The organism is Pseudomonas sp. FG29 (genome assembly GCF_057809355.1).
Map to the genome: position 1 here is coordinate 29,559 of NZ_JBMDJU010000013.1, position 23,575 is coordinate 53,133.

At 63.6% G+C, this 23,575-nt stretch carries 19 protein-coding genes and 2 pseudogenes; 6 read left to right on the forward strand and 15 right to left on the reverse strand.

From position 1 onward, the window contains the following. Nucleotides 1–12 precede the first annotated feature (12 nt). Nucleotides 13–1,383 (reverse strand): DUF3482 domain-containing protein, encoded by a 1,371-nt coding sequence (locus ACODS1_RS14670; protein ID WP_489086233.1) that lies wholly within the window; start codon nt 1,381–1,383, stop codon nt 13–15. A gap of 75 nt (nt 1,384–1,458) precedes the next feature. Then, a complete protein-coding gene (locus ACODS1_RS14675; protein ID WP_489086234.1) occupies nt 1,459–2,850 on the reverse strand; it encodes a DUF2868 domain-containing protein in 1,392 nt (463 codons plus the stop codon). A gap of 256 nt (nt 2,851–3,106) precedes the next feature. Here ACODS1_RS14675 and ACODS1_RS14680 point away from each other — a divergent pair, with 256 nt between their 5' ends. The 6 genes from ACODS1_RS14680 (at nt 3,107) to ACODS1_RS14705 (ending at nt 9,991) form a co-directional block, all read left to right on the forward strand. Beyond that, nucleotides 3,107–3,997 carry a glycine zipper 2TM domain-containing protein gene (locus ACODS1_RS14680; protein ID WP_489086235.1) on the forward strand — a complete coding sequence of 297 codons (891 nt, stop codon included), beginning with the start codon at nt 3,107–3,109 and terminating at the stop codon, nt 3,995–3,997. 11 nt (nt 3,998–4,008) lie between these two features. Continuing rightward, nucleotides 4,009–5,805, forward strand: coding sequence for a hypothetical protein (locus ACODS1_RS14685; protein ID WP_489086236.1), 1,797 nt, complete (start codon nt 4,009–4,011; stop codon nt 5,803–5,805). Then, nucleotides 5,802–6,824 (forward strand): hypothetical protein, encoded by a 1,023-nt coding sequence (locus ACODS1_RS14690; protein ID WP_489086237.1) that lies wholly within the window; start codon nt 5,802–5,804, stop codon nt 6,822–6,824. The genes ACODS1_RS14685 and ACODS1_RS14690 overlap by 4 nt, the downstream gene beginning before the upstream one ends. Nucleotides 6,825–6,925: 101 nt before the next feature. After that, entirely contained in the window at nt 6,926–8,671 is a 1,746-nt protein-coding gene (locus ACODS1_RS14695) for a hypothetical protein (protein WP_322978918.1), read from the forward strand. A gap of 67 nt (nt 8,672–8,738) precedes the next feature. Next, entirely contained in the window at nt 8,739–9,269 is a 531-nt protein-coding gene (locus ACODS1_RS14700; RefSeq protein WP_489086238.1) for a dihydrofolate reductase, read from the forward strand. Nucleotides 9,270–9,343: 74 nt separating this feature from the next. Further along, on the forward strand, nt 9,344–9,991 hold the full coding sequence (locus tag ACODS1_RS14705; RefSeq protein WP_489086239.1) for a YitT family protein: 648 nt from the start codon (nt 9,344–9,346) through the stop codon (nt 9,989–9,991). A 3-nt stretch (nt 9,992–9,994) separates the two neighbouring features. Here ACODS1_RS14705 and ACODS1_RS14710 read toward each other — a convergent pair whose 3' ends face one another. From ACODS1_RS14710 to ACODS1_RS14770, 13 genes and pseudogenes are all read right to left on the reverse strand, one after another. Then, on the reverse strand, nt 9,995–11,362 hold the full coding sequence (locus ACODS1_RS14710; RefSeq protein ID WP_489086240.1) for a nucleobase:cation symporter-2 family protein: 1,368 nt from the start codon (nt 11,360–11,362) through the stop codon (nt 9,995–9,997). Between the two features lie 130 nt (nt 11,363–11,492). Further along, nucleotides 11,493–12,020 carry a lactoylglutathione lyase gene (gloA, locus tag ACODS1_RS14715; RefSeq protein WP_489086241.1) on the reverse strand — a complete coding sequence of 176 codons (528 nt, stop codon included), beginning with the start codon at nt 12,018–12,020 and terminating at the stop codon, nt 11,493–11,495. A gap of 227 nt (nt 12,021–12,247) precedes the next feature. After that, nucleotides 12,248–12,706 carry a metallophosphoesterase family protein gene (locus ACODS1_RS14720; protein WP_489086242.1) on the reverse strand — a complete coding sequence of 153 codons (459 nt, stop codon included), beginning with the start codon at nt 12,704–12,706 and terminating at the stop codon, nt 12,248–12,250. A 109-nt stretch (nt 12,707–12,815) separates the two neighbouring features. Further along, nucleotides 12,816–14,654 (reverse strand): dihydroxy-acid dehydratase, encoded by a 1,839-nt coding sequence (ilvD, locus tag ACODS1_RS14725; protein WP_489086243.1) that lies wholly within the window; start codon nt 14,652–14,654, stop codon nt 12,816–12,818. 229 nt (nt 14,655–14,883) lie between these two features. Next, a complete protein-coding gene (locus ACODS1_RS14730) occupies nt 14,884–15,432 on the reverse strand; it encodes a methyl-accepting chemotaxis protein (RefSeq protein WP_489086300.1) in 549 nt (182 codons plus the stop codon). Further along, nucleotides 15,430–16,212: pseudogene (locus ACODS1_RS14735) on the reverse strand (PAS domain-containing protein); the annotation flags it as partial. The gene ACODS1_RS14730 and the pseudogene ACODS1_RS14735, both read right to left, overlap by 3 nt. Before the next feature lie 105 nt (nt 16,213–16,317). Continuing rightward, nucleotides 16,318–17,385, reverse strand: coding sequence for a protein-glutamate methylesterase/protein-glutamine glutaminase (locus ACODS1_RS14740; RefSeq protein WP_322978910.1), 1,068 nt, complete (start codon nt 17,383–17,385; stop codon nt 16,318–16,320). Then, entirely contained in the window at nt 17,382–17,891 is a 510-nt protein-coding gene (locus tag ACODS1_RS14745; RefSeq protein ID WP_322978909.1) for a chemotaxis protein CheD, read from the reverse strand. The genes ACODS1_RS14740 and ACODS1_RS14745 overlap by 4 nt, the downstream gene beginning before the upstream one ends. Further along, nucleotides 17,884–18,693 carry a CheR family methyltransferase gene (locus tag ACODS1_RS14750; RefSeq protein WP_489086244.1) on the reverse strand — a complete coding sequence of 270 codons (810 nt, stop codon included), beginning with the start codon at nt 18,691–18,693 and terminating at the stop codon, nt 17,884–17,886. Before ACODS1_RS14750 ends, ACODS1_RS14745 begins: the two co-directional genes overlap by 8 nt. 88 nt (nt 18,694–18,781) lie before the next feature. Further along, nucleotides 18,782–20,470: pseudogene (locus tag ACODS1_RS14755) on the reverse strand (methyl-accepting chemotaxis protein); the annotation flags it as partial. A 392-nt stretch (nt 20,471–20,862) separates the two neighbouring features. After that, nucleotides 20,863–21,372, reverse strand: coding sequence for a chemotaxis protein CheW (locus ACODS1_RS14760; protein WP_489086245.1), 510 nt, complete (start codon nt 21,370–21,372; stop codon nt 20,863–20,865). A gap of 49 nt (nt 21,373–21,421) precedes the next feature. Further along, nucleotides 21,422–23,035, reverse strand: coding sequence for a methyl-accepting chemotaxis protein (locus ACODS1_RS14765; RefSeq protein ID WP_489086246.1), 1,614 nt, complete (start codon nt 23,033–23,035; stop codon nt 21,422–21,424). Then, the gene (locus ACODS1_RS14770; RefSeq protein WP_322978903.1) at nt 23,022–23,573 is read right to left on the reverse strand and encodes a chemotaxis protein CheW; all 552 of its coding nucleotides are present in this window, start codon (nt 23,571–23,573) and stop codon (nt 23,022–23,024) included. Before ACODS1_RS14770 ends, ACODS1_RS14765 begins: the two co-directional genes overlap by 14 nt. Nucleotides 23,574–23,575: the final 2 nt, after the last annotated feature.

Consider the following 23,575-nt stretch of genomic DNA (forward strand, 5'->3'; position numbering starts at 1 on the left):
TCAGCCCACCAATTACAAGGCGATTTCGCTGCGCAGACGCTCTACCTGTTCGGCACGTTCGGCCTCTTCCAGGCGTGCCCCGGGATTGAGCGACGACCATTGTGGGTGAGCACGTGCCACGTTCAGCGGGGCGGGCAGTTTGCCTTGGCGCCACAGGCTTTCCTGCGGAGCGCTGAGGGTGATGGCGTCCATCGCGGCGTGGCCACGGGCGTCCAGGGCGGCCAGCAGTTGCTGCTGACGCAGGGCGAGCAGGCGCAGCACGGCATCGTCGACGGTCAGCTCGCGCTGGCCTTTCAGTTTTCCCTTCAGCCTTGCTCCATAGTTGCGCAGAGTCTGTGCGCTGCCGCCGATCACCGCGCCCAATGCGGCGGCGGCGCCCATCGTCAAACCGCCGACCAGCAGGTCGACACCCACGCCGGTGGCTGCGCCAGCGGCCATGCCACCGCCGACCTTGATGCCGAGCTGCTTGAGGGTTTCCGGGTTGAACAAATCGTCGCCCCAGCGGCCATCGAGCAGCGGCAGATCGGCCGCCTTGGCATCGCTGCTGCGGAAGGCATACAGGCGTAACAGGGCTTCGACGCAGCGCTGTTCGCGCTGGCGAATGGCATCGCGTAGCTCGCTCACAGCGGCCTGCTCCAGCAGCGGCTGAGCGGCGACGCTGCGGCGGCAGGCGGCGCAGTCGATCAGCAGTTCGGCGATCAGGCGCCGGCCGGCCTGGCGCCGTGCCTGGCGCTGCGCCTCGTGATCTTCGATCAGCCGTTGCAGTTGCGGGCGTGCGCGTTCCAGCAGCAGGGCCAGGCTTTCGTACAGGCGCCGTTCGCCATCCTCCGGCGGCGCCACGCTGTCGAACGCCACCAGGGCATGCAAGCCTAAGCGAGCCAGCGCTTCACGCCATTCGCCCTCGCGATGCTGGCTGCTGGCGACGAAGTTGAGCACCGGTAGCAACGGGCGACCACACATGGTCAATACCGCCAACTCGTCGCGGTACTTGGCCAGCACCGGCTCGCGCACGTCGATCACATAGAGCCCGGCGTCGGAGGCCATGAGCTGGCGCAGCACCTTGGCCTCCTGCTCGTAACGCTGGCGCGCTTCGCTGCCGTCGAGAAAACGTGCCAGGCGCGCCGGGCCGTCCAGGCGCTCACCGGGGCGGTCGAGGCGTTCCAGGTAGTCGAGCAGGGCGATGGCGTCTTCGAGGCCGGGCGTGTCGTATAGCTCCAGCAGGGCCTGGCCATCCACCGACAGGCGCGCACCCTCGACGTGGCGGGTGGTGCTGGCGCGTGGCGAGACTTCGCCGAAGTCGATATCGCGGGTCAGGGTGCGCAGCAGCGAGGTCTTGCCGACGTTGGTATGGCCGACCAGGGCGAGTTTCAGCGGCGGGGTCATGGCGTGGCCTCGATCAGGCAGCCCGGAGGCAGAGCGTAGATTGAGGTAGGAGCGAGCTCGTGCGCCTGCGGTTCTCTAATCATGCCCTGTCTCCAGCCAGCTCAATGGCGCCGTATCGCGGTGCGCAAGCCCCAGGCTGGCAAGTGCCTGGTGCCAGTCCGCCAGGCGCGCGCTGTCCAGGCTTTCCCCAGGGGCGGGTGGCAGCAGCCAGATGCGTGTTGAGCCTGCGCAGCGTGCCAGTTCACCGAGCAGCGCCAGGGTGCCGCGATCCGGCGAGCGGCGTGGGTCGCAGGCGATGGCCAGGCGCTCGGGCGGGAAACGGGTGAGTTGTTCGAGCAACTGCCGGCGCTGTTCGCGGCTGTCGATCACCCCGGCATCGGCCACGCCTTTGGGCAATGAGGCCGGCGGCCAGGTTCGGCGGTCGTCCAATTCCAGACCCAGCAGCAGGGCGCCGCTGCCAGCCTGGCCATTGGCACCGCCTTGCGGCTGATGCAGTTCGGCGGGCGCCAGGTCGCAGATGCCGAGGCGTTCGCTATCCGGCTGCAGGCGCTGGCGCAGCAGGTTGTAGCCGGGCAGGTCGAGATCCAGGCACAGCGCGCGCTTGCCGGATTGCCAGCGCCACAGGCACAGCAGTGCGAGCGGCAGGCGCGGCAGCAAGCCGTAGACCAGCACCACGCCCACCAGCCAGCCGGCCCAGCTTTGCCGGGCGATTTCACTGGTCAGCGCGGAATCGCCACTGGCGCGGATCAGCTCCACGTCCGGCAGGCTGAAGCCGAGCAAGGCGGGCAGGGCGCCGATGGCTTGGGTCAGGGCGATGAAGGTGTCGCCGCCGAGGATGGTGGTCTCCCAGACGAAACCGTAGCGGCGGGTGGCGAGCAGCAGCAAAAGTGTGGCCAGCGCAGCGAGCATGGCCAGCGTCCACAGGCCGTTGACCAGCAAGCCCAGGCCCCAGCGGGTCAGGCGTTGGCGTTGCAGCATCAACAGCAGGGCCGGCGCCAATTGCGCGGCACTGGCATCGCGCGCCAGCTTTTCGCTGAGCCAGAGCCACAATCTGCCCAGGGCGCCGGGGCTGTCACGGGTCAGCAGCAGGCCGAGCAGCCAGCCTGTCAGCATCAGCAGGTTGAGCCCGAGCAGGCTACCCAGCGCCCAGAACACATTCACCGGCTGACGCCCATCACCCAGCGCTGCCAGTGCCAGGCCGGCACCGCTGAGCAGGGCCAGCAGCACCAGCAGCAGGCCAGCCAGGCGTGCGCCCTGCTGCCAGTGCAGCAATGCTCGCCATTGGCCGTCGCGGCGCGCCAGCAGCAGAGCGCGGTGCTGGATGCGTGCGGCCAGGTCGCCCGCTTCGGTGCGGGCCAGGCGATTGGCCTCGGCGTCGTCGAGCGGGCCGGCGTGCTCTTCGCGCAGGCGAATCGTCTCGCTGAGCCAGAGCTTCTGGAAGGGCGTAGGGGAGGAGGCGTCTGTCACGCGGCGTCTCGTCTTACGGATCAGGGCCTGAGAATAACCCCTGATCCGTACGGAGGCGAATCAACGGGATGAGTCGGTGCCTCCGGAGGCGTGATGGGATGGTGGGGCTTTGAATATTTATGTCGAGCGATGTTGTTTTGCTATTCCTTTGTGTGGGTAAATTGGCGCCAGCATCAGGGAAGAGCGCAAAATCTAGCCAAATTTCATGGCTCCTCCCTGAACACGTCTGTTTTTCAGTCACGAAGAAGGGAATTCCATGGAGTTTGCAAAAAAGACCGGAGCCTTTTTGCTCGGTGCCTCGATCGTAATGGCGTCGGGGTGCGCCAACCTCTCCGATAATCAGTGGGTCAACAAGGAAAATATCGGCACCCTGGTTGGGGCGACCGCTGGCGTCTTGATTGGCAGCCAAATTGGTAACGGTAACGGCCGTACCGTGGCGATGCTGGCAGGGGCTCTAGCCGGCGGTTATCTGGGTAAAACCATTGGCGCCAAGCTCGATGAGCGCGACCGCCAGGCTCTGGCCCAACAGACGCAGCAAGCCTTGCAGTTCTCCCGCGATGGGCAGAGCAGTCAATGGGAGTCGGCGCACAGCGGCGCTACGGCAACCATCACGCCGGTCAAGACCGAAACTGTTCAGCGTCAGATCGAGGTCAAGCGCGCCCCGTCTGTCCAGCCGGTGGCCAACATGACGTTGATCAACAAACCCTACCGCGCTGTGAAATCGGCCAATGTACGCAACGCGCCTGATCTCAATGCCGAGAAGGTCGGCGGTCTGCCAGTGGACACCACGTTCACCGCTATCGGGCGTACAGATAATGACTGGATCATGGTGGGACGCCGGGGTGTGACCATCGGCTATGTCTATGCACCGCTTGTGGCCGAAGTACAGCCGGCGCCTGCAGCTTCTGGCGCAACACAGGCTGTGGTCGATAGCGCAACCGATCTTGATAGCCTCGACAGCAGTACCGCATCGAGCAAGGGGATCGACCTCGATGCCATCGACCTGGATGCCGCACCTGTGCAGCAGACTGTGGCGGCGCAGACCACCTGCCGCACTTTGGACTATGACGTCAGCGTCAAGGGTGGGCACGAGAAACAGACCGTGCAGGCCTGTCAGGCGGCAGATGGCGCCTGGGAACTGATCTGACGGAGTCTTCGATGAAATCCTTACTTGCACTCAGCTTGCTTGCGTTGGCCGTTTCGGCTCAGGCGGCTGATCATCGCCTGGCCTACTCGAAGGCTGAAAATGTCGAGGTCTTCGTTGAGCATGTCGATGGGCAGCCCTGGTGTGGCGAGCGCCTGCAATTGCGCTTCGCCTTCGCCAACGCAACGCCGGACTCGGCCGCTGTAGGGCGTCTGCTGCCCAAATTGGGTGGCCTGATCAGCAATCAGTGCGCGGCTGCCAACCAATTGCAGTGGTACAGCACGGATAGTTCCGGTCAGCGTCTGGCCAGCGGCAGTGCTGCACAGAGTGGAGGCTGGCAGGCTCAGGTCAACGCACCGAATGCCCCGGCGGTTCAGGCTCCTGTGGCAGAGGTACCGGCTGTCGTCGAGCCCGCTCCCCAGCCTCTTGCTGAGCCTGCGCCTGAGGTGGCCAACCCGCCTGCGCCAGTCGTTGCCGAGGCGCCTGACGCGGCCTCAAGCTCTGCACCTGCTGTACCTGCCAGCGTGCCCAGCCCGGACTTTACGGTATCTGGCTGGCAGCCTCCCTCTTCGAATGAGGCACTGGCCAAGGCGAGTTTTCTTACTGAGGTCACCGACCAGACCGGCTGTCGCTTCCGTCTCGCGGTTAAGTTCGAAGACCCCGTACAGAATGTGCGCGCTGAGTCGCAAGGCGTGACCTGTGGCACCGATGGTTATGCTCAAGGGCCTGGCAAGTTGAGTGTCACGCGCAGCGATGGCGTGCGTCTGTACAGCTTCAATAACGGCGGGTTCCTCGCCGGGTTACCGGTTGCCGGCAAGGTGCCTGACCTGCCTGTGGTCGGCTTTGACGACAGCAACAACCTGCTGCTGTCTTTGTTCAGTGAGCCAGCCAGCAAGGTGCACTATCTGTTGCGTCTGGGGCGTAACTACAACGGTAGCTGGAATGCCGGCAGCGGCATGCTGCTGGCTCTGACCGAGAATCGCGATCTGTTCCGCAATGCCGACAGCATCAAGCGCACGATCGAGCTAGCCACTGCACGTCTGGATCAAGCCGCTCCTGATCTGGACAACCTACGCTTCTACGCCATGCGCGATCTTGACCAGGGGTTGTTCAAAGGTGATCGCGACTTCTGGCTGTATGAAATCAGCCTTTCACGCCGCTATCGCACCCGTGTTTGGGATTACAACCTGCAACATGCCGATAACTATCTGTTCGCCTTCGAGCGCAAAGAGGCCGAGCAGCAGCGTCAGGCCGAGTTGCAGCGCCAACGCGAGGAGCAACGTCAGCGCGAGCTGTTGGGGCGCCAGGCTGAGCAGCAACTGCAGCTTTACCGTCAATTCCGGCGGGAAACTCGCAAACCCGAAGAGCTCTACCAGCGCATCAGTCGTGATGCCAGTTACTCGCCAACAGGTGGGGGCAGCTACGCCGGCATGCTCAAGGGCAATGCGGTCGATTACAGCCAGATCGTCTACATCGGTGGCAAAACCGAAGGTGGTTGGGAGATCGAATACCCCTACCAGGCCGTGCTCAATACCGACGATAGCGCACAGGATGCCGATAAGGGCTGGTTCCTGGTCAAGGGCAAGGCGCGCCTGGACGGGGAGCGCCTGGATAACCAGCAACTGCCACTGACGTTGGTAGCCGCCAGCTCGCTGATTGCCTGTAACGAGGATGAGTGTGCCGATCTGCGTGATCCATTGACCCTGCTGCGTCATGAAATTGGTGATCCGAGCTGGACTGTCGAAGGTGCCAGGGATGTGATCAAGAAAGCCTGGCCGGATCGGGCCGTCGAGCAAGGAGACGAGCAATGAACAAGAGCGTCATGGCAGTCGCCGGCGGTGCTGTTGTGCTGTTGGCGGCCGGTTACTGGGGGTTAAGTGCCTATGCCGCAAAACAGGCCGAGAAGCGCCTTGAGGATTGGGCGTACGACATGGAGGTGGATGACAAGCTGCACTGGCAATCGGTGTCATCGAGCCCCTTCGGTGGTCGCGTTAGCATCCATGGTGTGGAGCTGGAGACGGGGCGCAATCAACCGCCATTGCGAATTGAGGAAATGACCGTCAGTGAGCTGTTGCAAGGTGACGAGCGCAGCCGTATTCGGCTGCAGTTCAAGGGTATCGAGGCGGATGATTCGGCCTATGCCAATCTGCGCGGTATCGGCGCGTTGGCCGGTGGCGGTGCACGACGTGCCATGCATGATCTTGAACCTGCACTCAATAGCGGTTTGATGACCCTTGCGCCTTCGGATCTGGAGCTGTTCGTTGACATCGATGATGATGCCGGCACGCTTGAGAGTGAACTGATGGTGAGCCTGCCCGAGTTGTTCGAGATGCGTGTCAACTATCAGTTGAGCAACCAGCGTGGCCTCAATCGACAACTCGTCCGTGCGCAGGACGAACTGGCCGATGCCGAGAACCTCTTCCAGGTGCTTGGTCTGCTTCAGGGGTTCGAACAGGGGCTCGAGCGGGCAGAAATCGCCAGTGTCACGCTGAGTCTCAAGGATCACGGCATGCTGAAACGCAGTATCGCTCTGCAGCAGCGTTACAACACGCCGCTGGATCCTACCGCCGGCAGTGCCGACGAGCAGCGTGCGCGTCATTACGAGCGGCAGGTCAAGGAGATCGTCGGGCGTTGCGAAGACGAGAAGCTCGGGAACTCGCTCGACGGTGCCTGTGATTTGCTTGGTGACCTGTTACGGGGTGATGCACAGGGTGTCGAGCTCAGCCTCAGTCCCGACAAGGTTCGGCTGGTCGACTTGAGCAAGCTCGATGATGAGCGTTCGGCCAGGCGTCTGTTCGAGCGACTGAACCCGAAACTCAGCAGCCTGTGATGGCCCACCCTGCGCGGTGAGCTACATTCGGCGAGGTTGGCCCGGCATGCATGGGCTGGCCTCGCGCCTTACGTTCACTCAAAACATTCAAGAGTGTTGTTATGTCATACGATTTCGGCTCGCAGTCGCTGGGCATCGGTAATCCGTTCCGGATCGAAGGTGCAATGGTGGCTGCACGTGGCGCGTTGGTCGTGCTGCTCGGGGCGTACTGCCTATTTCAGGTCGCGGGCCTGGTCGACTCTCGCCGCGAGATCGAAGGCTGGCTGCATGCTGGTGTCGGCCTGCTATTGCTGGTCTGGGGCCTGGTTGGACTAGGCGATGGTCTGCTCAAGGTGTTTCGCTTTTATGTCGGGCGCAACGTGCCTTCCAGCCTGGCGAAGAATCAGGCTGACGGTGAGGCGCGTCACTTGTTGGCCTATACCGCAGAGCAGCTGCACGACATGCTCATGGGGCGCAAGAACACCACCTTCAAGGAACCGCAGAGCCTCTTCGCTCGTTTAGTTCATACCCTGGTGCCCAAGCTGATCTTCCTGCCGCCCACCTACCGCGGCCTGGCGGAAAACCTGCTGTTCGGCCTGTGCATGACCCTTTTCATGCTGCTGACCTACGCGCTGGCCTGGTTCGCCGGTGCCAGCGGCCTGGCACGTCTCAACGGTACGCCGGTGATGGCCTGGCTCGGCTGCCTGCTGACCCTGTATCTGTTCAAGCTGTGGTTCGGCATGCGTAATCCACTGCAGCACTACAGCCGGGGCGACATGAACATCGGTCTGCCGCGTATCGGTTTCATCATCAGCCTGGCCATCCTGCTGCCGGTCGCGCTGGTTTACGTTCACAGCCACGTCCATTCGATCCCTGCCCTGCCGGTGAACCCGACGCCGCTGCTGCTGACCGCGCTGTGCCTGGCGTTGCTGGCCTGCGGCCTGGGCTTGTTCATGTTGCTGCAGCGCCTGCGCAGCGTCGATCCGCATACCGAGGTTTCCGAGCATCGCGACAACTGGCAGCGCAACCTTGTGCCGCGTGAGCTGTTCATTCGCCTCGATGCGCACATTCTGGCCAACCGCCGTTACCAGGAAATCCCTAACCGGGTGTACCTGAAGTTCAACCCGGAAATGATGGAAGAGGGCGGCCAGGACAAGGGTGCCTTCAAGGGGCGCACGCTGGTGGAAACCCAGCCGGTGGTGCAAACGCTCGAACACACTGCGGCCTATCGCCTGACGCGCAGCATTGCCAGCGCGCTGGGTCAACTCTTGCTGGCCGGTAGCGCCCTGTGGCTGGTGGTACTGCTGGGGGATCTGGCGCGGGTTGCCTACCGTCCCGAGCAGCTCATGCTGCTGGGTTACCCCCTGTTGCTGTTGTTGTTCGGTCTGGTGATCAGCCGCATGAGCAATGTGTTCTGGGCTGAAATGCAGTTCCGCTCGCTGTTGCTCGATCTTTCTATCGAGGGCACCTACACCCAGTCCAAGCTATCCACCGGACAGAGCATCTACGACAGCACGCGTTCGGAAAACGTCGTGGTGCGCTCGACCATCACCCCGTGGTTCCTGCTCAGCACGCTGCTGACCAGCACTTTCGTGCGGCCGGGTAGCATGAACCTGGAGCAATATCGTCACGTGCTGTCGTTCGAAAAGAGCGATGACACCTTGGCGGCTATCCTGGGTGAGCTGGACGAGTTCTTCGCAAGCCGTGAGGCGATTGCCGGGGTCAACGAAGTCGACCTCAGGTCGGCCAGCCAGATCTTCCAGATGAACGAGCAAACCCGTGCGCTTCAGCAAGGTACGCCGGTCGCGCTGGAACAGGAGCAGGCCGCTGGCGTGATCGCCCAGCAACCGGACGCTCCAGTCAGCTGAGACGACAACCCGGCAGGTGGCGCGGCAAGCCACCTGCCTTGGCTGCGACGACGCTTGTCACTCTGCTATGCTCGCCGCCATGAATACGACACGCCCCCTTTCCCTGATCGCCGCCCTCGCGCACAACCGTGTGATCGGCCGCGACAACCAACTGCCCTGGCACCTGCCGGCGGATCTCAAGCACTTCAAGGCGATGACCCTGGGCAAGCCGATCATCATGGGTCGCAAGACCTGGGATTCGCTCGGCCGCCCGTTGCCGGGCCGGCTCAACATCGTCGTCAGCCGCCAGCCTGGGTTGATGCTCGAAGGCGCCGAGGTCTTCGCCACGCTGGAAGCCGCCATCGCGCGGGCTGACGAATGGGCGCGCCAGGAGGATGCCGACGAGCTGATGCTGATTGGCGGTGCGCAGCTCTACACCCAGGGGCTGGCACTGGCTCAGCGCTTGTATCTGACCCGCGTCGGCCTGGAGCCGGAAGGTGATGCCTTCTTCCCCGAGGTCGACGACGCCGATTGGCGCCTGGCGTCCAGTGTCGAGCATCCGGCCAGCGCGGACATCCCCTTCTACGCCTTCGAGGTGTGGGAACGCCGCGGCGTATAATGGTGACTCCGTCGGCGCTGCGGGACTAGCGCAGCGCCATACCACGCCCTATGCACCTGGATGCAGCTTCTGCGATGACTGATCAACCGACCGATGAGGTGCCACGCAGCGCGGTGGCCGCCATCTTCGTCCGTCACCCGTTGTGGGAGGACGCGCTGGCCTTGCTGTTCGGCACCGCCCTGGTGGCACTGGGCATCGCCTTCTACGCGCATGCGGGGTTGATCACCGGCGGCACCGTGGGGGTTGCCTTCCTCGCCAACTACCTGGCCGGTTGGCCGTTCGGCCTGGTGTTCTGCCTGGTCAATCTGCCGTTCTACCTGCTGGGTATCTGGCGCCTGGGCTGGGGCTTCACCCTGCGTACCGGCTGCGCGGTGCTGCTGGTGTCGCTGCTGGCCGAGGCGACGCCGCACTGGGTCAGCTTCTCTCACTTGAGCAGCCTCTACGCCGCGCTGTTCGGCGGCGCGGCGATGGGCCTGGGCTTGCTCATGCTGTTTCGCCACCGCGCCAGCCTGGGCGGGGTGAACATTCTTGCGCTGTTCCTGCAGGAGCGCTTCGGCCTGCGTGCCGGCATGGTGCAGATGGGGATCGACGCGAGCATCGTCCTGGCGGCCATCTTCGTGGTATCGCCGGATAAGGTGCTGCTGTCGGTGCTCGGCGCGCTGGTGCTGAACCTGGTGTTGGCCATCAACCACCGCGCCGACCGTTACGTGGGCGTGAGCTGAATCTCAGCCTTCTTTCTGCGTTTCCGGCAGGAACCAGTTCATCAGCAGGGCGCAGATGCCTCCGGTGGCAACGCCGGATTCCAGCACGCTGCGCAGCCCGGCCGGCAGGTGGGCGAGGAATTCCGGCACCTGCGAGAAGCCCAGGCCAAGGGCCAGCGATACCGAGATGATCAGCAGCGCGCGTCGATCCAGTTGGACGCCAGCGAGTATGTTGATGCCCGCCGCAGCCACTGCACCAAACATCACCAGCGCCGCGCCGCCGAGTACCGGCTCCGGCACCGCCTGCAGCACGCCGGCCACCACCGGGAACAGGCCGAGCAGCACCAGCAGCGCGGCGATCCACAGGCCGACGTGGCGGCTGGCGATACCGGTCAGCTGGATGATGCCGTTGTTCTGCGCGAACACCGAGCTGGGGAAGGTGTTGAACACGCCGGCCAGCAGCGAGTTGGCGCCGTTGACCAGCACGCCGCCCTTGATCCGCTGCATCCACAGCGGGCCTTCCACCGGCTGACGCGACAGCTTGCTGGTGGCGGTGATGTCGCCGATGGCTTCCAGCGAGGTCACCAGGTAGATCACCACCATCGGGATGAACAGGCTCCAGGAGAAACCGAGGCCGAAGTGCAGCGGCATCGGCACCTGGAACAGCTCGGCTTCATGCATGCCGGAGAAGTCCAGGCGACCCAGGTAAGCGGCCAGGGCATAGCCGATGGCCAGGGCGATGATGATCGCGCAGCTGCGCAGCCACACCAGCGGCAGGCGGTTGAGCACGATGATCGCGCCCAGCACCACGCCCGACAGCAGCAGGTTCTCGCCATTGGCGAAGGTGCCATTGCCCATCGCTGCGTAGCCGCCACCCATGCTGATCAGGCCGACCTTGATCAGGGTCAGGCCGATCATCAGCACCACGATGCCAGTGACCAGCGGGCTGATCAGGCGTTTGACGAAGGGCAGGATGCGCGACACGCCCATCTCGATGAACGAGCCGGCGATGACCACGCCGAAGATCGCCGCCATCACCGCTTCCACCGCCATGCCCTGGTTGACCAGCAGCACGCCGCCAGCAATCAGCGGGCCGACGAAGTTGAAACTGGTGCCCTGCACGATCAGCAGGCCGGCGCCGAGCGGGCCGAAGCGCTTGCATTGCAGAAAGGTGGCGATGCCGGAGATGACCAGGCTCATCGATACGATGATGTTGGTGTCGCGCGCCGACACGCCGATGGCCTGGCAGATCAGCAGACCGGGGGTGACGATGGGCACGATGATGGCGAGCAGGTGCTGCAGGGCGGCGAGCAGGGCGGCCAGTGGGCGCGGTTTGTCGTCCAAGCCAAAGAGCAGCTCGTTGCGGGATTCGGGGGCAGGTGGGGTGTGCATGGCAGTCGACCGCGAAAAAAGCGGCGATTCTACCCGAGTTGCACCACAGGGCGTCGCGGCTAAAACCCCTCCCACGGTTCAGTGGGCATGTGGGAGGGGCTTTAGCCGCGACAGAGGTTTGCCCTGCGGATCAGTCGACTGCAGTGAACTGGATGATTTCCACCCAGTAGCCATCCGGATCCTTGATGAAGGCGATGTCGCGCATGCGCCCGTCGGTCAGGCGCTTCTGGAAGGCTACGCCGAGGTCTTCGAAGCGCTGGCAGGCTGCCTTGATGTCCGGCACCGCCACGCACAGGTGGCCGAAACCGCGCGGGTCGCTGTTGCCGCTGTGGTAGGAAAACTCCGGATCCTTCTCGGTGCCGTAGTTGTAGGTCAGCTCCAGCACGCCGGGGATCGACTTGCGCCATTGGTGACGGGCTGCCGGGTCGGTGGGGATCTGCGACTTGTCAGCGATCAGCGCAAGGAAGTACAGGCTGAACTCGGCGTCGGGGAAGTCCTTCTTCTCCAGCAGGGTGAAGCCCAGCACGCGGGTGTAGAAATCCAGCGATTTGGTCAGATCCTTCACACGGATCATGGTGTGGTTGTAGACGAAGTCGGCGGTGGCGACGTCGGGCTTGGCGGTCACGCCGGGCAGGGTGTTCAGTTCGTCGAGGGTCATGGGGCCTCCATCAGGCGTGAAAAAGCAGTACCTGCCTAGATGGACGCGGCGATGACGTTTTTCAAGGCTGGTGGTTGGGTATTGGGCCGTGAGTAGTCTGCTGGGTTCCCCGGATTGCATCCGGGCTACGGACTACAAAGTAGAGTGTGTAGGGTGGACAACGCCGTTTTTGTCCACCATGGAGGGCAGAGCGGTGGACGGGTGAAGCGTCGTCCACCCTACGGGGTTCAGACCTGCAGCGTGATCAGCTCGGCCCGTGCCCGGCCATCCTCTATATGCAGGAGGCCCACGCCGATGGGCAGCTTGAAGCGCCGTGGCCCGGCGCTGCCAGGGTTGAGGTAGAGCACGCCGTCGCGCTCTTCGTGCAGCGGCTTGTGCGAGTGGCCGGCGATCACCACGTCGATGCCCTGCTCAGCCGGGTCGAAATCCAGTTGCTTGAGATCGTGCAGCACATGCAGCGTGACGCCGCCAAACGTCAGCCTCAGCCGCTCGGGGATGGCGTCGGCCCAGGCGTCCTGGTCGTTGTTGCCACGCACCACCGACAGCGGCGCGATGCGCTGCAGTTCGGCCAGGATATGCGGCCCGCCGATATCACCGGCATGGATCAGATGATCGACGCCCTGCAACGCTGCCAGCGCCTCGGGGCGTAGCAGGTTGTGGGTGTCGGCGATCAGGCCGATGCGCATGAGTGCCTCCCGTGATGAGTCAGGTGCCAGCTTGCTGCCGGTAAAGTCTGTGGGCAAGAAAAAGCCCGGCAAGCATGGCCGGGCTTTTCATTACAGCGGCACGGAGCAATCAGCCTTCGAGCATCGCCTTGTTGCGTACCGCACCCTTGTCGGCGCTGGTGGCCAGCAGGGCGTAGGCTTTCAGCGCGGTGGACACCTTGCGTGCACGCGGGGCGACCGGCTTCCAGCCTTTCTTGTCCTGTTCGGCGCGGCGGGCGGCCAGTTCGTCATCGGACACCAGCAGGTTGATGCTGCGGTTGGGAATGTCGATCAGCACTTTGTCGCCGTCCTGCACCAGGCCGATGGCGCCGCCAGCGGCAGCTTCCGGCGAGGCGTGGCCGATGGACAGGCCGCTGGTGCCGCCGGAGAAGCGGCCGTCGGTGAGCAGGGCGCACTGTTTGCCCAGACCCTTGGATTTCAGGTAGCTGGTCGGGTAGAGCATTTCCTGCATGCCCGGGCCGCCTTTCGGGCCTTCGTAGCGGATGATGACGATGTCGCCCGGTTTCACTTCGTCGGCGAGGATGCCTTTGACGGCGCTGTCCTGGCTTTCGAAGATCTTCGCGTTGCCTTCGAAGACGTGGATCGACTCGTCGACACCGGCGGTTTTCACCACGCAGCCGTCCAGGGCGATGTTGCCGTAGAGCACGGCCAGGCCGCCTTCTTGCGAGTAGGCGTGCTCGACCGAGCGGATGCAGCCGTTCTCGCGGTCGTCATCCAGGCTGTCCCAGCGGGTGCTCTGGCTGAACGCGGTCTGCGTCGGAATGCCGGCCGGGCCGGCCTTGAAGAAGTGGTGAACCGCTTCGTCCTGGGTCTGGGTGATGTCCCACTGGGCGATGGCATCGGCCATGCTCGGGCTGTGCACGGTCGGCACGTCGGTGTGCAGCAGGCCGCCACGGGCCAGCTCACCGAGGATGCTGAAGATGCCGCCTGCGCGGTGCACATCTTCCATGTGGTACTTCTGGATGTTCGGCGCCACCTTGCACAGCTGCGGCACCTTGCGCGACAGGCGATCGATGTCGCGCAGGTCGAACGGAATCTCGGCTTCCTGAGCGGCGGCCAGCAGGTGCAGGATGGTGTTGGTGGAACCGCCCATGGCGATGTCCAGGGTCATGGCGTTCTCGAACGCCTTGAAGTTGGCAACGTTGCGCGGCAGTACCGAGTCATCGCCTTCGCCGTAGTAGCGCTGGCACAGCTCGACGGCCAGGCGGCCGGCGCGCAGGAACAGTTGCTCGCGGTCGCTGTGGGTGGCCAGGGTGGAACCATTGCCCGGCAGCGACAGGCCCAGGGCTTCGGTCAGGCAGTTCATGGAGTTGGCAGTGAACATGCCGGAGCAGGAACCGCAGGTCGGGCAGGCGCTGCGCTCGTACTCGGCGACCTTCTCGTCGGAGCAGGAGTCGTCAGCGGCGACCACCATGGCGTCGACCAGATCCAGACCGTGGCTGGCCAGCTTGGTCTTGCCGGCTTCCATTGGGCCGCCGGAGACGAATACCACCGGGATATTCAGGCGCAGGGCGGCCATCAGCATGCCGGGGGTGATCTTGTCGCAGTTGCTGATGCAGACGATGGCGTCGGCGCAGTGGGCGTTGACCATGTACTCCACGGAGTCGGCGATGATCTCGCGGGAGGGCAGCGAATAGAGCATGCCGTCGTGGCCCATGGCGATGCCGTCATCGACGGCGATGGTGTTGAATTCCTTGGCCACGCCGCCGTGCTTCTCGATCTCGCGGGCGACCAGTTGACCCAGATCCTTCAGGTGCACGTGGCCGGGCACGAACTGGGTGAAGGAGTTGGCGATGGCGATGATCGGTTTCTTGAAGTCTTCGTCCTTCATCCCTGTGGCGCGCCACAGGGCGCGGGCGCCGGCCATGTTGCGGCCGTGGGTGGAGGTTTTCGAGCGGTAATCGGGCATGACGGTTTCCTGCGGCTAATTCGGTTGTGTGTGCAGTGAGCGGCGTCTGGCGGCTGATCGCCGCGTGGGGAGGGCTGCATGACGAGACGGGATCACCACTCGTGCGGCCTGGGCTCACGGGCCCGCCGGGGATGCCAGGCGAGGAATCGGCTGATTCTACGCCCGGCGGGGCTGGAGGGGAAAGGCTGCTAGCCGGGAAGGGCTGGCCAGGTTGTACTGCGGCGCCGAGTCAGAGGCCGTGATTGAGCTTGTGGGTCAGACGTTGGATGGTTTCCACCATTCGTTGCGCGCCGCCCTGAATGCTCTGGATGGCCCGGCCTGCCTCGTGCGCCAGCAAAACTCCCTGATCTACCTTGTCGCAGCTTTGTTGCATGCTGGAGACAGCTTCCTGGGCCAGCTCGTGGTTGCGCCTCACGACCTCGATGATTTCCTCAGTGGCCTGGGCCGTGCGGGAAGCCAGGTTACGTACCTCATCCGCGACCACTGCAAAACCTCGACCCTGCTCGCCAGCGCGAGCAGCCTCGATGGCGGCGTTGAGCGCCAGCAGGTTGGTTTGCTCGGCGATGCCGCGAATGGACTGGACGATGCTGTTGATCATCTCCGATTGCTGACTGACAGCACTCAAGCGCTCGGCGGCATGAGTCAGCCCGCCAGCGATGCCTTGCACCATATCCACCGTACGGCTGACCACCTCGGCACCGCCTTGTGCTTCAGCGTCGGTTTGCAGTGCGCTTTCATAGGCCAGATGAGTCGCTTCGGATTCGGCTTGTTGCTCCATTATCTCGGCGGTGATGTCGGATGCGAACTTGACGATCTTGTAGAGCCGGCCGCGCGTGTCGAACACGGGGTTGTAGCTGGCCTCGAGCCAAATCACCTTGCCATCCCGGTTGCGTCGCTGGAAACGACCGCTGCAGTATTCGCCACGGTTGAGCCTTTGCCAGAAATGCTGGTAGTTCGGGCTGGACGTTTCCTCCGGGGCACAGAACAGGCGGTGATGACGGCCGATCACATCCTGCCGTCGGTAGCCCATGACGCTGAGGAAATTGTCGTTGGCGGCTACCACCTCGCCGCCAGGGTTGAACTCGATGACCGCCATCGAGCGGTTGAGAGCCGTGATGATCGCATCGTCCTCGTGCTCGTGAGTCACGCTTGGCGTGATGTTGGTTGCCAGCTTGATGACCTTGGTGACTGCACCCGTGGCATCGTGTACGGGGTTGTAGGTCGCTTCCAGCCAGACGTCCTGCCCCTGTTTGTCGAGACGCAGGAAACGCTCACGGATGAATTCTCCTCGCGCCAGGCGGGCCCAGAACTGCCGGTACTCGGCGCTCTGTGCCTCCTGCTGTTGGCAGAACATGCGGTGGTGCTGGCCGACGATTTCGTCCAGGCGGTAACCCATCGTCTGCAGGAAGTTGTCATTCGCTCCGAGGATCGTTCCGTCGGGTAGGAACTCGATGATGGCCTGTGAGCGATTGAGGGATTCGCGCAATGCCAAGGCTTGGGCCAGCTCTTCCTTGCAGCGGGCCAGTTCTTGTTTCAGAGCGGCGTTGAAGAAGTTCATCGTGTTGGACTCCGGATATTTCACCGGTCAGGCAATGTGGCATGACCGAAGGGTGCGTAAAGGTGTCCCTGTTGAGCGACACTCCCTGGCCGATGGCCTGCCTGTTCAATGTTTTTCCGTCCTGAGGATGTAATTGGCGATCTGCTCCAGCGGAATCTCGCGGCTGACCGCATCGATTTTCTTGGCTTCCTTGGGCATGCCGTAGACCACGCAACTGGCTTCGTCCTGGCCGAGGGTGAAGGCACCGGCTTCGCGCATCTCGCGCAGGCCACGGGCGCCGTCGTCGCCCATGCCGGTCATGATGATGCCGGTGGCGTTGGCGCCAGCAGCGCGCGCGGTGGAGCGAAAGAGCACGTCCACCGAGGGTTTATGGCGGCTGACGGGCGGGCCGTCGACCACTTCGACCATGTACTGCGCGCCGCTGCGTTTGAGCAGCATATGGCGGCCACCGGGCGCGATCAGCGCGCGGCCGGGGATGACCCGGTCGCCGTGCTTGGCTTCGCGCACTTCGATCTGGCACAGAGCATTGAGGCGTTCGGCAAAGGCAGCGGTGAAACGCTCCGGCATGTGCTGGACGATGACGATGCCCGGGCACACGCGTGGCAGGGCGGTGAGCACGTACTCCAGCGCCTGGGTGCCGCCGGTGGAGGTGCCGATGGCGACGATGCGCTCGGTGGTGCGGGTCATGGCGCTGGCGGTGCTGGCCGGCAGGATGACGTCGGCATTGAGTTTGGGGGCGGCGGCCACAGGTGGCGGCGCCAGGCGCTTGAGGCGCGCCTGGGAAGCCGCGCGAATGGCGTTGGCCAGCTCTTCGGTGGCCTCCAGCAGAAACTGACGCAGGCCCACCTGCGGCTTGGTGACGATGGCCACGGCGCCGGCGGCCATGGCTTCCATGGTGGTGGCGGCGCCTTTTTCCGTCAGGGTCGAGCAGATCACCACCGGAGTCGGGCGCTCGGCCATCAGCTTCTTCAGGAAGGAAATGCCGTCCATGCGCGGCATCTCCACGTCCAGGACGATCACGTCCGGCCATTCGCGCTGCATCTTGTCCAGGGCGAACAGGGGATCGGCCGCGGTGCCGATCACCTCGATGCCCGAATGTTCGGCCAGACTTCCAGCCAACACCTGACGGACGACAGCGGAGTCGTCGACGATCATCACCTTGATGTTCTTCATGATGGTTGCGCCTCGTAGCGGCGTGCAGCGATCTGCTGTTGAGAGGGGCAGCGCAGGGTGATGTGCCCGCTCCAGATATCGAAAATCAGGTTGCGGTAGCCGTCGCCACCGGCATGTCGCGCGTGGCATTGCAAACCGTGGGCGGCGAGCAGTTGGAGGCCAGCGGCCACATTGGCCTCGCCGATATTCTGCTGGGTCAATGCGCCGAACATGTTGCCACCGCCCAGCAGGCTGATGTGGTAGTCCGCGGCCTGGGTGCCGCTGGCCTGAATTTCCTTGAGCAACAGGTGCAGCGCCTCGTCCGCGTAACGGCCGTCGAGCTGTTGGCCGCGATAGCGGCGGCTGGGCAACATGTAATGGCACATGCCGCCGATGAGTTCATGCGGGTGCCACAGCACCAGCGATACGCACGAGCCCAGCAGTGTGCGGATGCGTGTATGGCGATCGCCGAAGTAGAGCTCTCCTGGTTGCAGGAATATCTCGATGACGCCGTTGGGCTTATGCATGGGGCTTCCGGTAGATCGAGGGGCGCAGTGGTTGCAGATCGTCGCTGATGCCGTTGAGGCTTTCCGAATGGCTGATGAAGAAATAGCCGCCAGGGCGCAGGCGTGCACTCAGACGCTGCACCACCTGACGCTTGGTCGGCTGGTCGAAGTAGATCATCACGTTGCGCAGGAAGATCACGTCGAACACGCCCACCTCGGGCAAGGCATTGTTGAGGTTGATCTGGCGGAAGCTGATGCGCCGCTTGAGTGCCGGCTCCAGGGTGAACATGCCAGCATGCTGGCCGGTGCCCTGCAGGCAGTGACGGTGCAGCACCTCACGCGGGATCTGACTGGCTTCCTCGATGGGATAGATGCCGCTGCGGGCCTGGTCGAGAATGCGCGTGCTGATGTCCGAGGCGAGGATCTCCCATTGGCGTGCCTTGAGCTGCTCGGCCAGCAGCAGGGCCAGGGTATACGGCTCCTCACCGCTGGAGCAGGCCGCACTCCAGATGCGCAGCGGCTGGCTGCCATTGCGCAGATCGTCCTGCAGGCGCTCGCGCAGAAAATCGAAGTGCTTGGGTTCGCGGAAGAAGTAGGTCTCGTTGGTCGTCAGCAGGTCGACGGCTGTCTGCTGCTCGGCCTTGTCCTTGAGCAGCAACTGGAAATACTCGCCGTAACTGTTCAGCTCGTAGTGGCGCAGGCGCTTGCTCAGTCGCCCGGCGATCAACTGACGCTTGGCGTCGCTCATGGCGATGCCGGCGATCTCGTAGATCATGTCGCGAAACTGCTGGAATTCGCGGTTGCTCAGGCTGGTGGTAGTCATGGCTGGTTGTGCTCCTGGGCTCGGGGCGATTCGAGGGATCCTGCGCCGGTGAGCTGGCGCAGGACGTCAGGCGATGGAGCCGTCATGCTCAGCTCACGAAGCGTGCGAAGCCGCTGCCATGTTCATCGTTATGAGCCGAGGTGCCATGTGCGGGTGCCACGGTCGCCGGCAAAGGGCGTGAGAGAACGTTCGTATTGCTGCGGCTGCCCAGGCGGAAGAACTGCATCAGGTTCTGCAGATTGACCGATTGGTTGGTCATCTCCTCGGAGGTAGCCGCCAGTTCTTCGGAGGCAGCGGCATTCTGCTGGGTGATATCGCTGAGCTGGCTCATTGCCGCGCTGATTTGGTGGACTCCCGTGCTTTGTTCTTCCGAGGCGGCGGAGATTTCCTGCACCAGATCGGAGGTCTTGGTGATCGACGGCACCATCTCGTCGAGCAGAGCACCGGCGCGTTCGGCCAGCGACACGCTGCTCTTGGCCACCGCGCTGATTTCCTGTGCGGCGACCTGGCTGCGCTCGGCCAGCTTGCGCACCTCGGCGGCGACCACGGCAAAACCCTTGCCGTGCTCGCCGGCACGGGCGGCTTCGATGGCCGCGTTGAGCGCCAGCAGGTTGGTCTGGTAGGCGATGTCGTCGACGATGCCGATCTTGTCGGCGATGGTTTTCATCGCACGCACGGTTTCCTTGACCGCCTGGCCACCCTCGGCGGCCTCGCGTGCGGCCTTGCTGGCCATGCCGTCGGTGACCTTGGCGTTTTCCGTGTTCTGCGCGATGGAGGCCGACATCTGCTCCATCGCTGCACTGGTTTCCTCCACCGAGGCCGCCTGGCTGGAGGCCGAATGGCTGAGGCTTTGCGCGGTGGCGGAAATTTCCTCCGCGGCGCTGCTGAGCGAGCTGGTGGACTGGTGAACCTGGCCGATGATCTCGGCCAGTTTGCCGACCGTCGCGTTGAGCGATTGCTGCAGTTCGTCCAGATGCCCTTTGTACTGGCCGTTCATGGTGCGGGTCAGATCACCCTCGGCCAGCGCCTTGATCACCGCCATGGCTTCGTTGAGCGGGTTGATGATGGCTTCCAGCGTACCGTTGAAGCCGTTGACGATGCTGCGGTAGTAGCCTTTGTGACGGTTGGCGTCGGCGCGCACGTCGAGCTTGCCTTGCATGGCCGAATCACTGAGCAGGCTGGTGTCTTCGATCAGCGCGATCATGTTGGCGCGCAGTTGCTCGATGGTCTCGTTGATGAATACCTTTTTGCCGGGGAACGTCTCCAGGTGAGCGTCGAGGTTGCCGGCGCCCAGTTCCTGCACGCAGGCGATGGCTTTTTTCTTGACGTTGATATGGCCGGCGACCATCGCATTGATACCGCGGGCAATCTCGGCGTAGCTGCCGGAAAAGCGCGAGGCGTCGATGACCACATCGATATCGCCTTTGTCGTGCTGTTCGGACATGTGGCGCATCTCATCCATCAGGCCGGTGATGTTGCGGCGCAGGGTCTCGATGTTGTCGTTGATGAAGGCTTTCTTGCCAGGCAGTTGTTCCAGCGGCGCCTTGAGGTCGCCTTCGGCGATGGAGCGTACGCAGGCCATGGCCTTTTTCTTCACCTCGATATGGCTGGCCACCAGCGCGTTGATGCCCTGGGCCATCTGGCCGAAGAGGCCCGGCCGCTGGGTACCGAGGGTGGCGTCGATGTCGCCACGGGCGTGCTCGTCGCTGACATGCACCAGATCCTGGCTGAGTCCGCCAAGCTGCTCACCGATCTGCTGCAGTTGTTCCTGAAGCGAGCCTGATACGGCAGGAACCGGCGATGTACTGCTTTCACCGCGTGCGAGCTGCTTCGCGAAGTTGAGCAGAGCTGAGGGCTCGTTGCCCAATTGCTGCTGCAGGCGGTGGTTCAACAGCAGGCACTGCGCGACAACGGCGATCACGGCTACGATGGCAATGGGCATGGCCGCATGGGCTGCCAGATCCGATGCCAGGACAAGACAGGCGAGGGTGGCGGTCGCGCCCAGCGCTGCAAGGCGAATGTTCAGATTCATGGCATGTTGCTCCTTGGTTGGCGGGCAGCGGCGGTACTGCCGTTGTCGAGAATCAGTGCATGGATTTCATCGAGCAGGCTGTGAAACGTCGGGTATCGGCGAGCGTTCCGGTGGCTAGTCATCGTCGCCTCCGCGGTTCAGGCCGACTCGGCCAGCCCGGCACCGGCGAGCCGGTGCAGCTCGTCGAGTGACAGCACACGGCCGATGTCGATCAGCACGACCAGGCCGGTATCGAGCTTGCCCATGCCGATGAGAAAGTCGGTGGGAATGTGGCTGCCGAAGCTGGGCGGTGGCTCGATGTCCTGCGGGGAGATTTCCAGCACGGCATTCACCGCCTCGACGACGATGCCGATGACCTGATCGATACCATCGCGCTGCACTTCCAGAATGACGATGCACGAGCGCCGGCTGACCTGGGTGGCGCCCTGGCCGAAGCGCTGGCGCAGATCCATGATCGGCACCACGCCACCGCGCAGGTTGATCACACCAAGGATGCTCGGCGGCATCAGTGGCACCGGTGTGAGGCGGCCGTATTCGATGATTTCGCGGACGTTGCGGGTACCGACGGCGAAGGCTTCTTCGCCGAGGGTGAAGGTCAGGTACTGCTGGGTGGTATCCGTCACCGCCTGCGGGTTGAAGCTGGGCATGTGTCGCTCCTGGGGCACCCCCTGGTGCCCGCCTGCGAATGGGGCGTGGTCAGTGTTGGAAGCGGATGAAGCCACTGGCCAGCGGCTCCTGCTCATAGCGCTCGCCTGTTTTTTCCGGGCTGCGACGCGGCTGTTTGGCACGCTCGGGGCGCGCGCTGCCGCTTGCGTTGTTGACCTTGAAGAAGTCCATCAACTGCTGCAGCTGCTCGGCCTGACCGCTCATTTCCTCGGCGGTCGCTGCCAGTTCTTCGGAGGCGGAGGCCGATTGCTGGGTGATCTCGCTGAGCTGGTTCATGGCAGCGTTGATCTGCCCGACCCCGGCGCTCTGTTCTTCGGAGGCGGCGGAGATTTCCTGCACCAGGTCGGAGGTCTTGGTGATCGACGGCACCATCTCGTCGAGCAGGGCGCCGGCGCGCTCGGCCAGGGACACGCTGTTCTTGGCCACTTCGCTGATTTCCTGGGCGGCCACCTGGCTGCGTTCGGCCAGTTTGCGCACTTCGGCGGCTACCACGGCGAAGCCCTTGCCGTGCTCGCCGGCACGGGCGGCTTCGATGGCGGCGTTGAGGGCCAGCAGGTTGGTCTGGTAGGCGATGTCGTCGACGATGCCGATCTTGTCGGCGATGGTCTTCATCGCCGCCACGGTGTTCTTGACCGCCTGGCCACCTTCGTCAGCTTCGCGGGCGGCCTTGCTGGCCATGCCATCGGTGACCTTGGCGTTCTCCGTGTTCTGCGCGATGGAGGCGGACATCTGCTCCATCGAGGCGCTGGTTTCCTCGACCGAGGCGGCTTGTTCGGAGGCGCCCTGGCTCATGCTCTGGGCCGTGGAGGAAATCTGCTCGGAAGCACTGGACAGCGAGTCGGCGTTGCTGCGCACCTCGCCGATGATCTGTGCGAGCTTTTCCACCATGCCCTTGATGGCGGCGAGCATGCTGCCGGTGTCGCCAGCCTTGGTCTCGACGTTGACGGTCAGGTCGCCGGCGGCGATGCGCGCCACCATCTCCGCTGCATAGGCCGGCTCACCGCCGAGCTGGCGCAGCAGGTTGCGGGTGATCAGGCCGCCAATCAGCCCGATCACCACCAGTGTGATCAGTGAGACGGTGATGGACACCAGCGTCGCCTGCTGCAGGGTGTCCTGCGCAGCCAGGCTGCCCGTGTCGGCGGCCGTGACGTTGTATTGGAGGTGCGTATTGAGGTCTTCGCTTAGCGGCTCGATGACGTCATGTTGCAGCGCGAGCATGGCATCGCGGGCGGCCTCGTTCTCATTCCTGCGCGACAGAGCCAGTGCGCCGTCAGCGCCTTGCAGAAAGCTGGCGATGCCTTTGCGATCGGCTTCCAGCAGTTGCCCGTCCTTCTCGTCGGACAGCAGCTTGGAGTACTCCTCGATCGCTTGCTGGATGTCGCCTCGGTTGCTCTTGATGCGGGTTTCTATCTCGGCCATCGCCGCATCGTTGGTGGTCAGGATATGGCTATAGAGCAACTGGATCTGTACGTTGATGGCGCTGCGCACCTTGTTCAGGGCGACGATGCTGGGCACCGAGTTGATGTTGCCGTAGTTGGCGGCGGTGAAGACCTGGTTCATCTGCTGATAGCTCAGGCCGGACAACAGCAGGATGCCGAACAGGGCAGACAGAACCAGAAGAATCATCTTTTTACTGATGGTCATTTGCGTGCTCCGGCGCGCTCGCGCGCATTGCATGGAAAGAGGGGGTTTGACCTGCCATGTCTGCGATCTGGCTGATCGACAGCACTTGCTCCATGCGCAGCAGGGTGAGGAATTGCTGATCCAGGCGGGCAATGTCCTCGATGAACTCGCCGCGGATGCGGCTGCCGAATGCGGGGGCCTGGCGGATGGCCTCGGGCTCGATTTCGACGACGGCGTTGACCGCATCGACCAGCGCACCGATCAGGTGGGTTTCCTCTTCGTCGAGGATCTCCACGATGACGATGCAGGTGCGCGCACCCAGTGCGGTTCGGCCATGGCCGAAGCGTTCGGCCAGGTCGATGATCGGCACGATGGCCCCGCGCAGGTTGATCACGCCGCGCACCAGGCTGGGCATCATCGGTACCAGGGTGATCTGGTCGAACTCGAGGATCTCGCGTACGTAGCGAGTCGCCACGCCGTAGGGATCGTCGCCGACGCGGAACGTCAGGTACTGCCGTTGCTGCTCGTGATTGATCAAGGCGTTGATATCGATGCTCATGA

Excerpts from the sequence above, each read along its gene's own strand:
- ACODS1_RS14690 (WP_489086237.1), top strand. The coding sequence starts at position 5,802 with ATGAACAAGAGCGTCATGGCAGTCGCCGGCGGTGCTGTTGTGCTGTTG.
- ACODS1_RS14760 (WP_489086245.1), bottom strand. The coding sequence starts at position 21,372 with ATGCCCAGCTTCAACCCGCAGGCGGTGACGGATACCACCCAGCAGTAC.
- gloA (WP_489086241.1), bottom strand. The coding sequence starts at position 12,020 with ATGACCCTCGACGAACTGAACACCCTGCCCGGCGTGACCGCCAAGCCC.
- ACODS1_RS14685 (WP_489086236.1), top strand. The coding sequence starts at position 4,009 with ATGAAATCCTTACTTGCACTCAGCTTGCTTGCGTTGGCCGTTTCGGCT.
- ACODS1_RS14770 (WP_322978903.1), bottom strand. The coding sequence starts at position 23,573 with ATGAGCATCGATATCAACGCCTTGATCAATCACGAGCAGCAACGGCAG.
- ACODS1_RS14720 (WP_489086242.1), bottom strand. The coding sequence starts at position 12,706 with ATGCGCATCGGCCTGATCGCCGACACCCACAACCTGCTACGCCCCGAG.
- ACODS1_RS14730 (WP_489086300.1), bottom strand. The coding sequence starts at position 15,432 with ATGGAGCAACAAGCCGAATCCGAAGCGACTCATCTGGCCTATGAAAGC.
- ACODS1_RS14680 (WP_489086235.1), top strand. The coding sequence starts at position 3,107 with ATGGAGTTTGCAAAAAAGACCGGAGCCTTTTTGCTCGGTGCCTCGATC.
- ACODS1_RS14710 (WP_489086240.1), bottom strand. The coding sequence starts at position 11,362 with ATGCACACCCCACCTGCCCCCGAATCCCGCAACGAGCTGCTCTTTGGC.
- ACODS1_RS14740 (WP_322978910.1), bottom strand. The coding sequence starts at position 17,385 with ATGAAGAACATCAAGGTGATGATCGTCGACGACTCCGCTGTCGTCCGT.
- ACODS1_RS14700 (WP_489086238.1), top strand. The coding sequence starts at position 8,739 with ATGCTCGCCGCCATGAATACGACACGCCCCCTTTCCCTGATCGCCGCC.
- ACODS1_RS14745 (WP_322978909.1), bottom strand. The coding sequence starts at position 17,891 with ATGCATAAGCCCAACGGCGTCATCGAGATATTCCTGCAACCAGGAGAG.
- ACODS1_RS14705 (WP_489086239.1), top strand. The coding sequence starts at position 9,344 with ATGACTGATCAACCGACCGATGAGGTGCCACGCAGCGCGGTGGCCGCC.
- ACODS1_RS14695 (WP_322978918.1), top strand. The coding sequence starts at position 6,926 with ATGTCATACGATTTCGGCTCGCAGTCGCTGGGCATCGGTAATCCGTTC.
- ilvD (WP_489086243.1), bottom strand. The coding sequence starts at position 14,654 with ATGCCCGATTACCGCTCGAAAACCTCCACCCACGGCCGCAACATGGCC.
- ACODS1_RS14750 (WP_489086244.1), bottom strand. The coding sequence starts at position 18,693 with ATGACTACCACCAGCCTGAGCAACCGCGAATTCCAGCAGTTTCGCGAC.
- ACODS1_RS14765 (WP_489086246.1), bottom strand. The coding sequence starts at position 23,035 with ATGACCATCAGTAAAAAGATGATTCTTCTGGTTCTGTCTGCCCTGTTC.
- ACODS1_RS14670 (WP_489086233.1), bottom strand. The coding sequence starts at position 1,383 with ATGACCCCGCCGCTGAAACTCGCCCTGGTCGGCCATACCAACGTCGGC.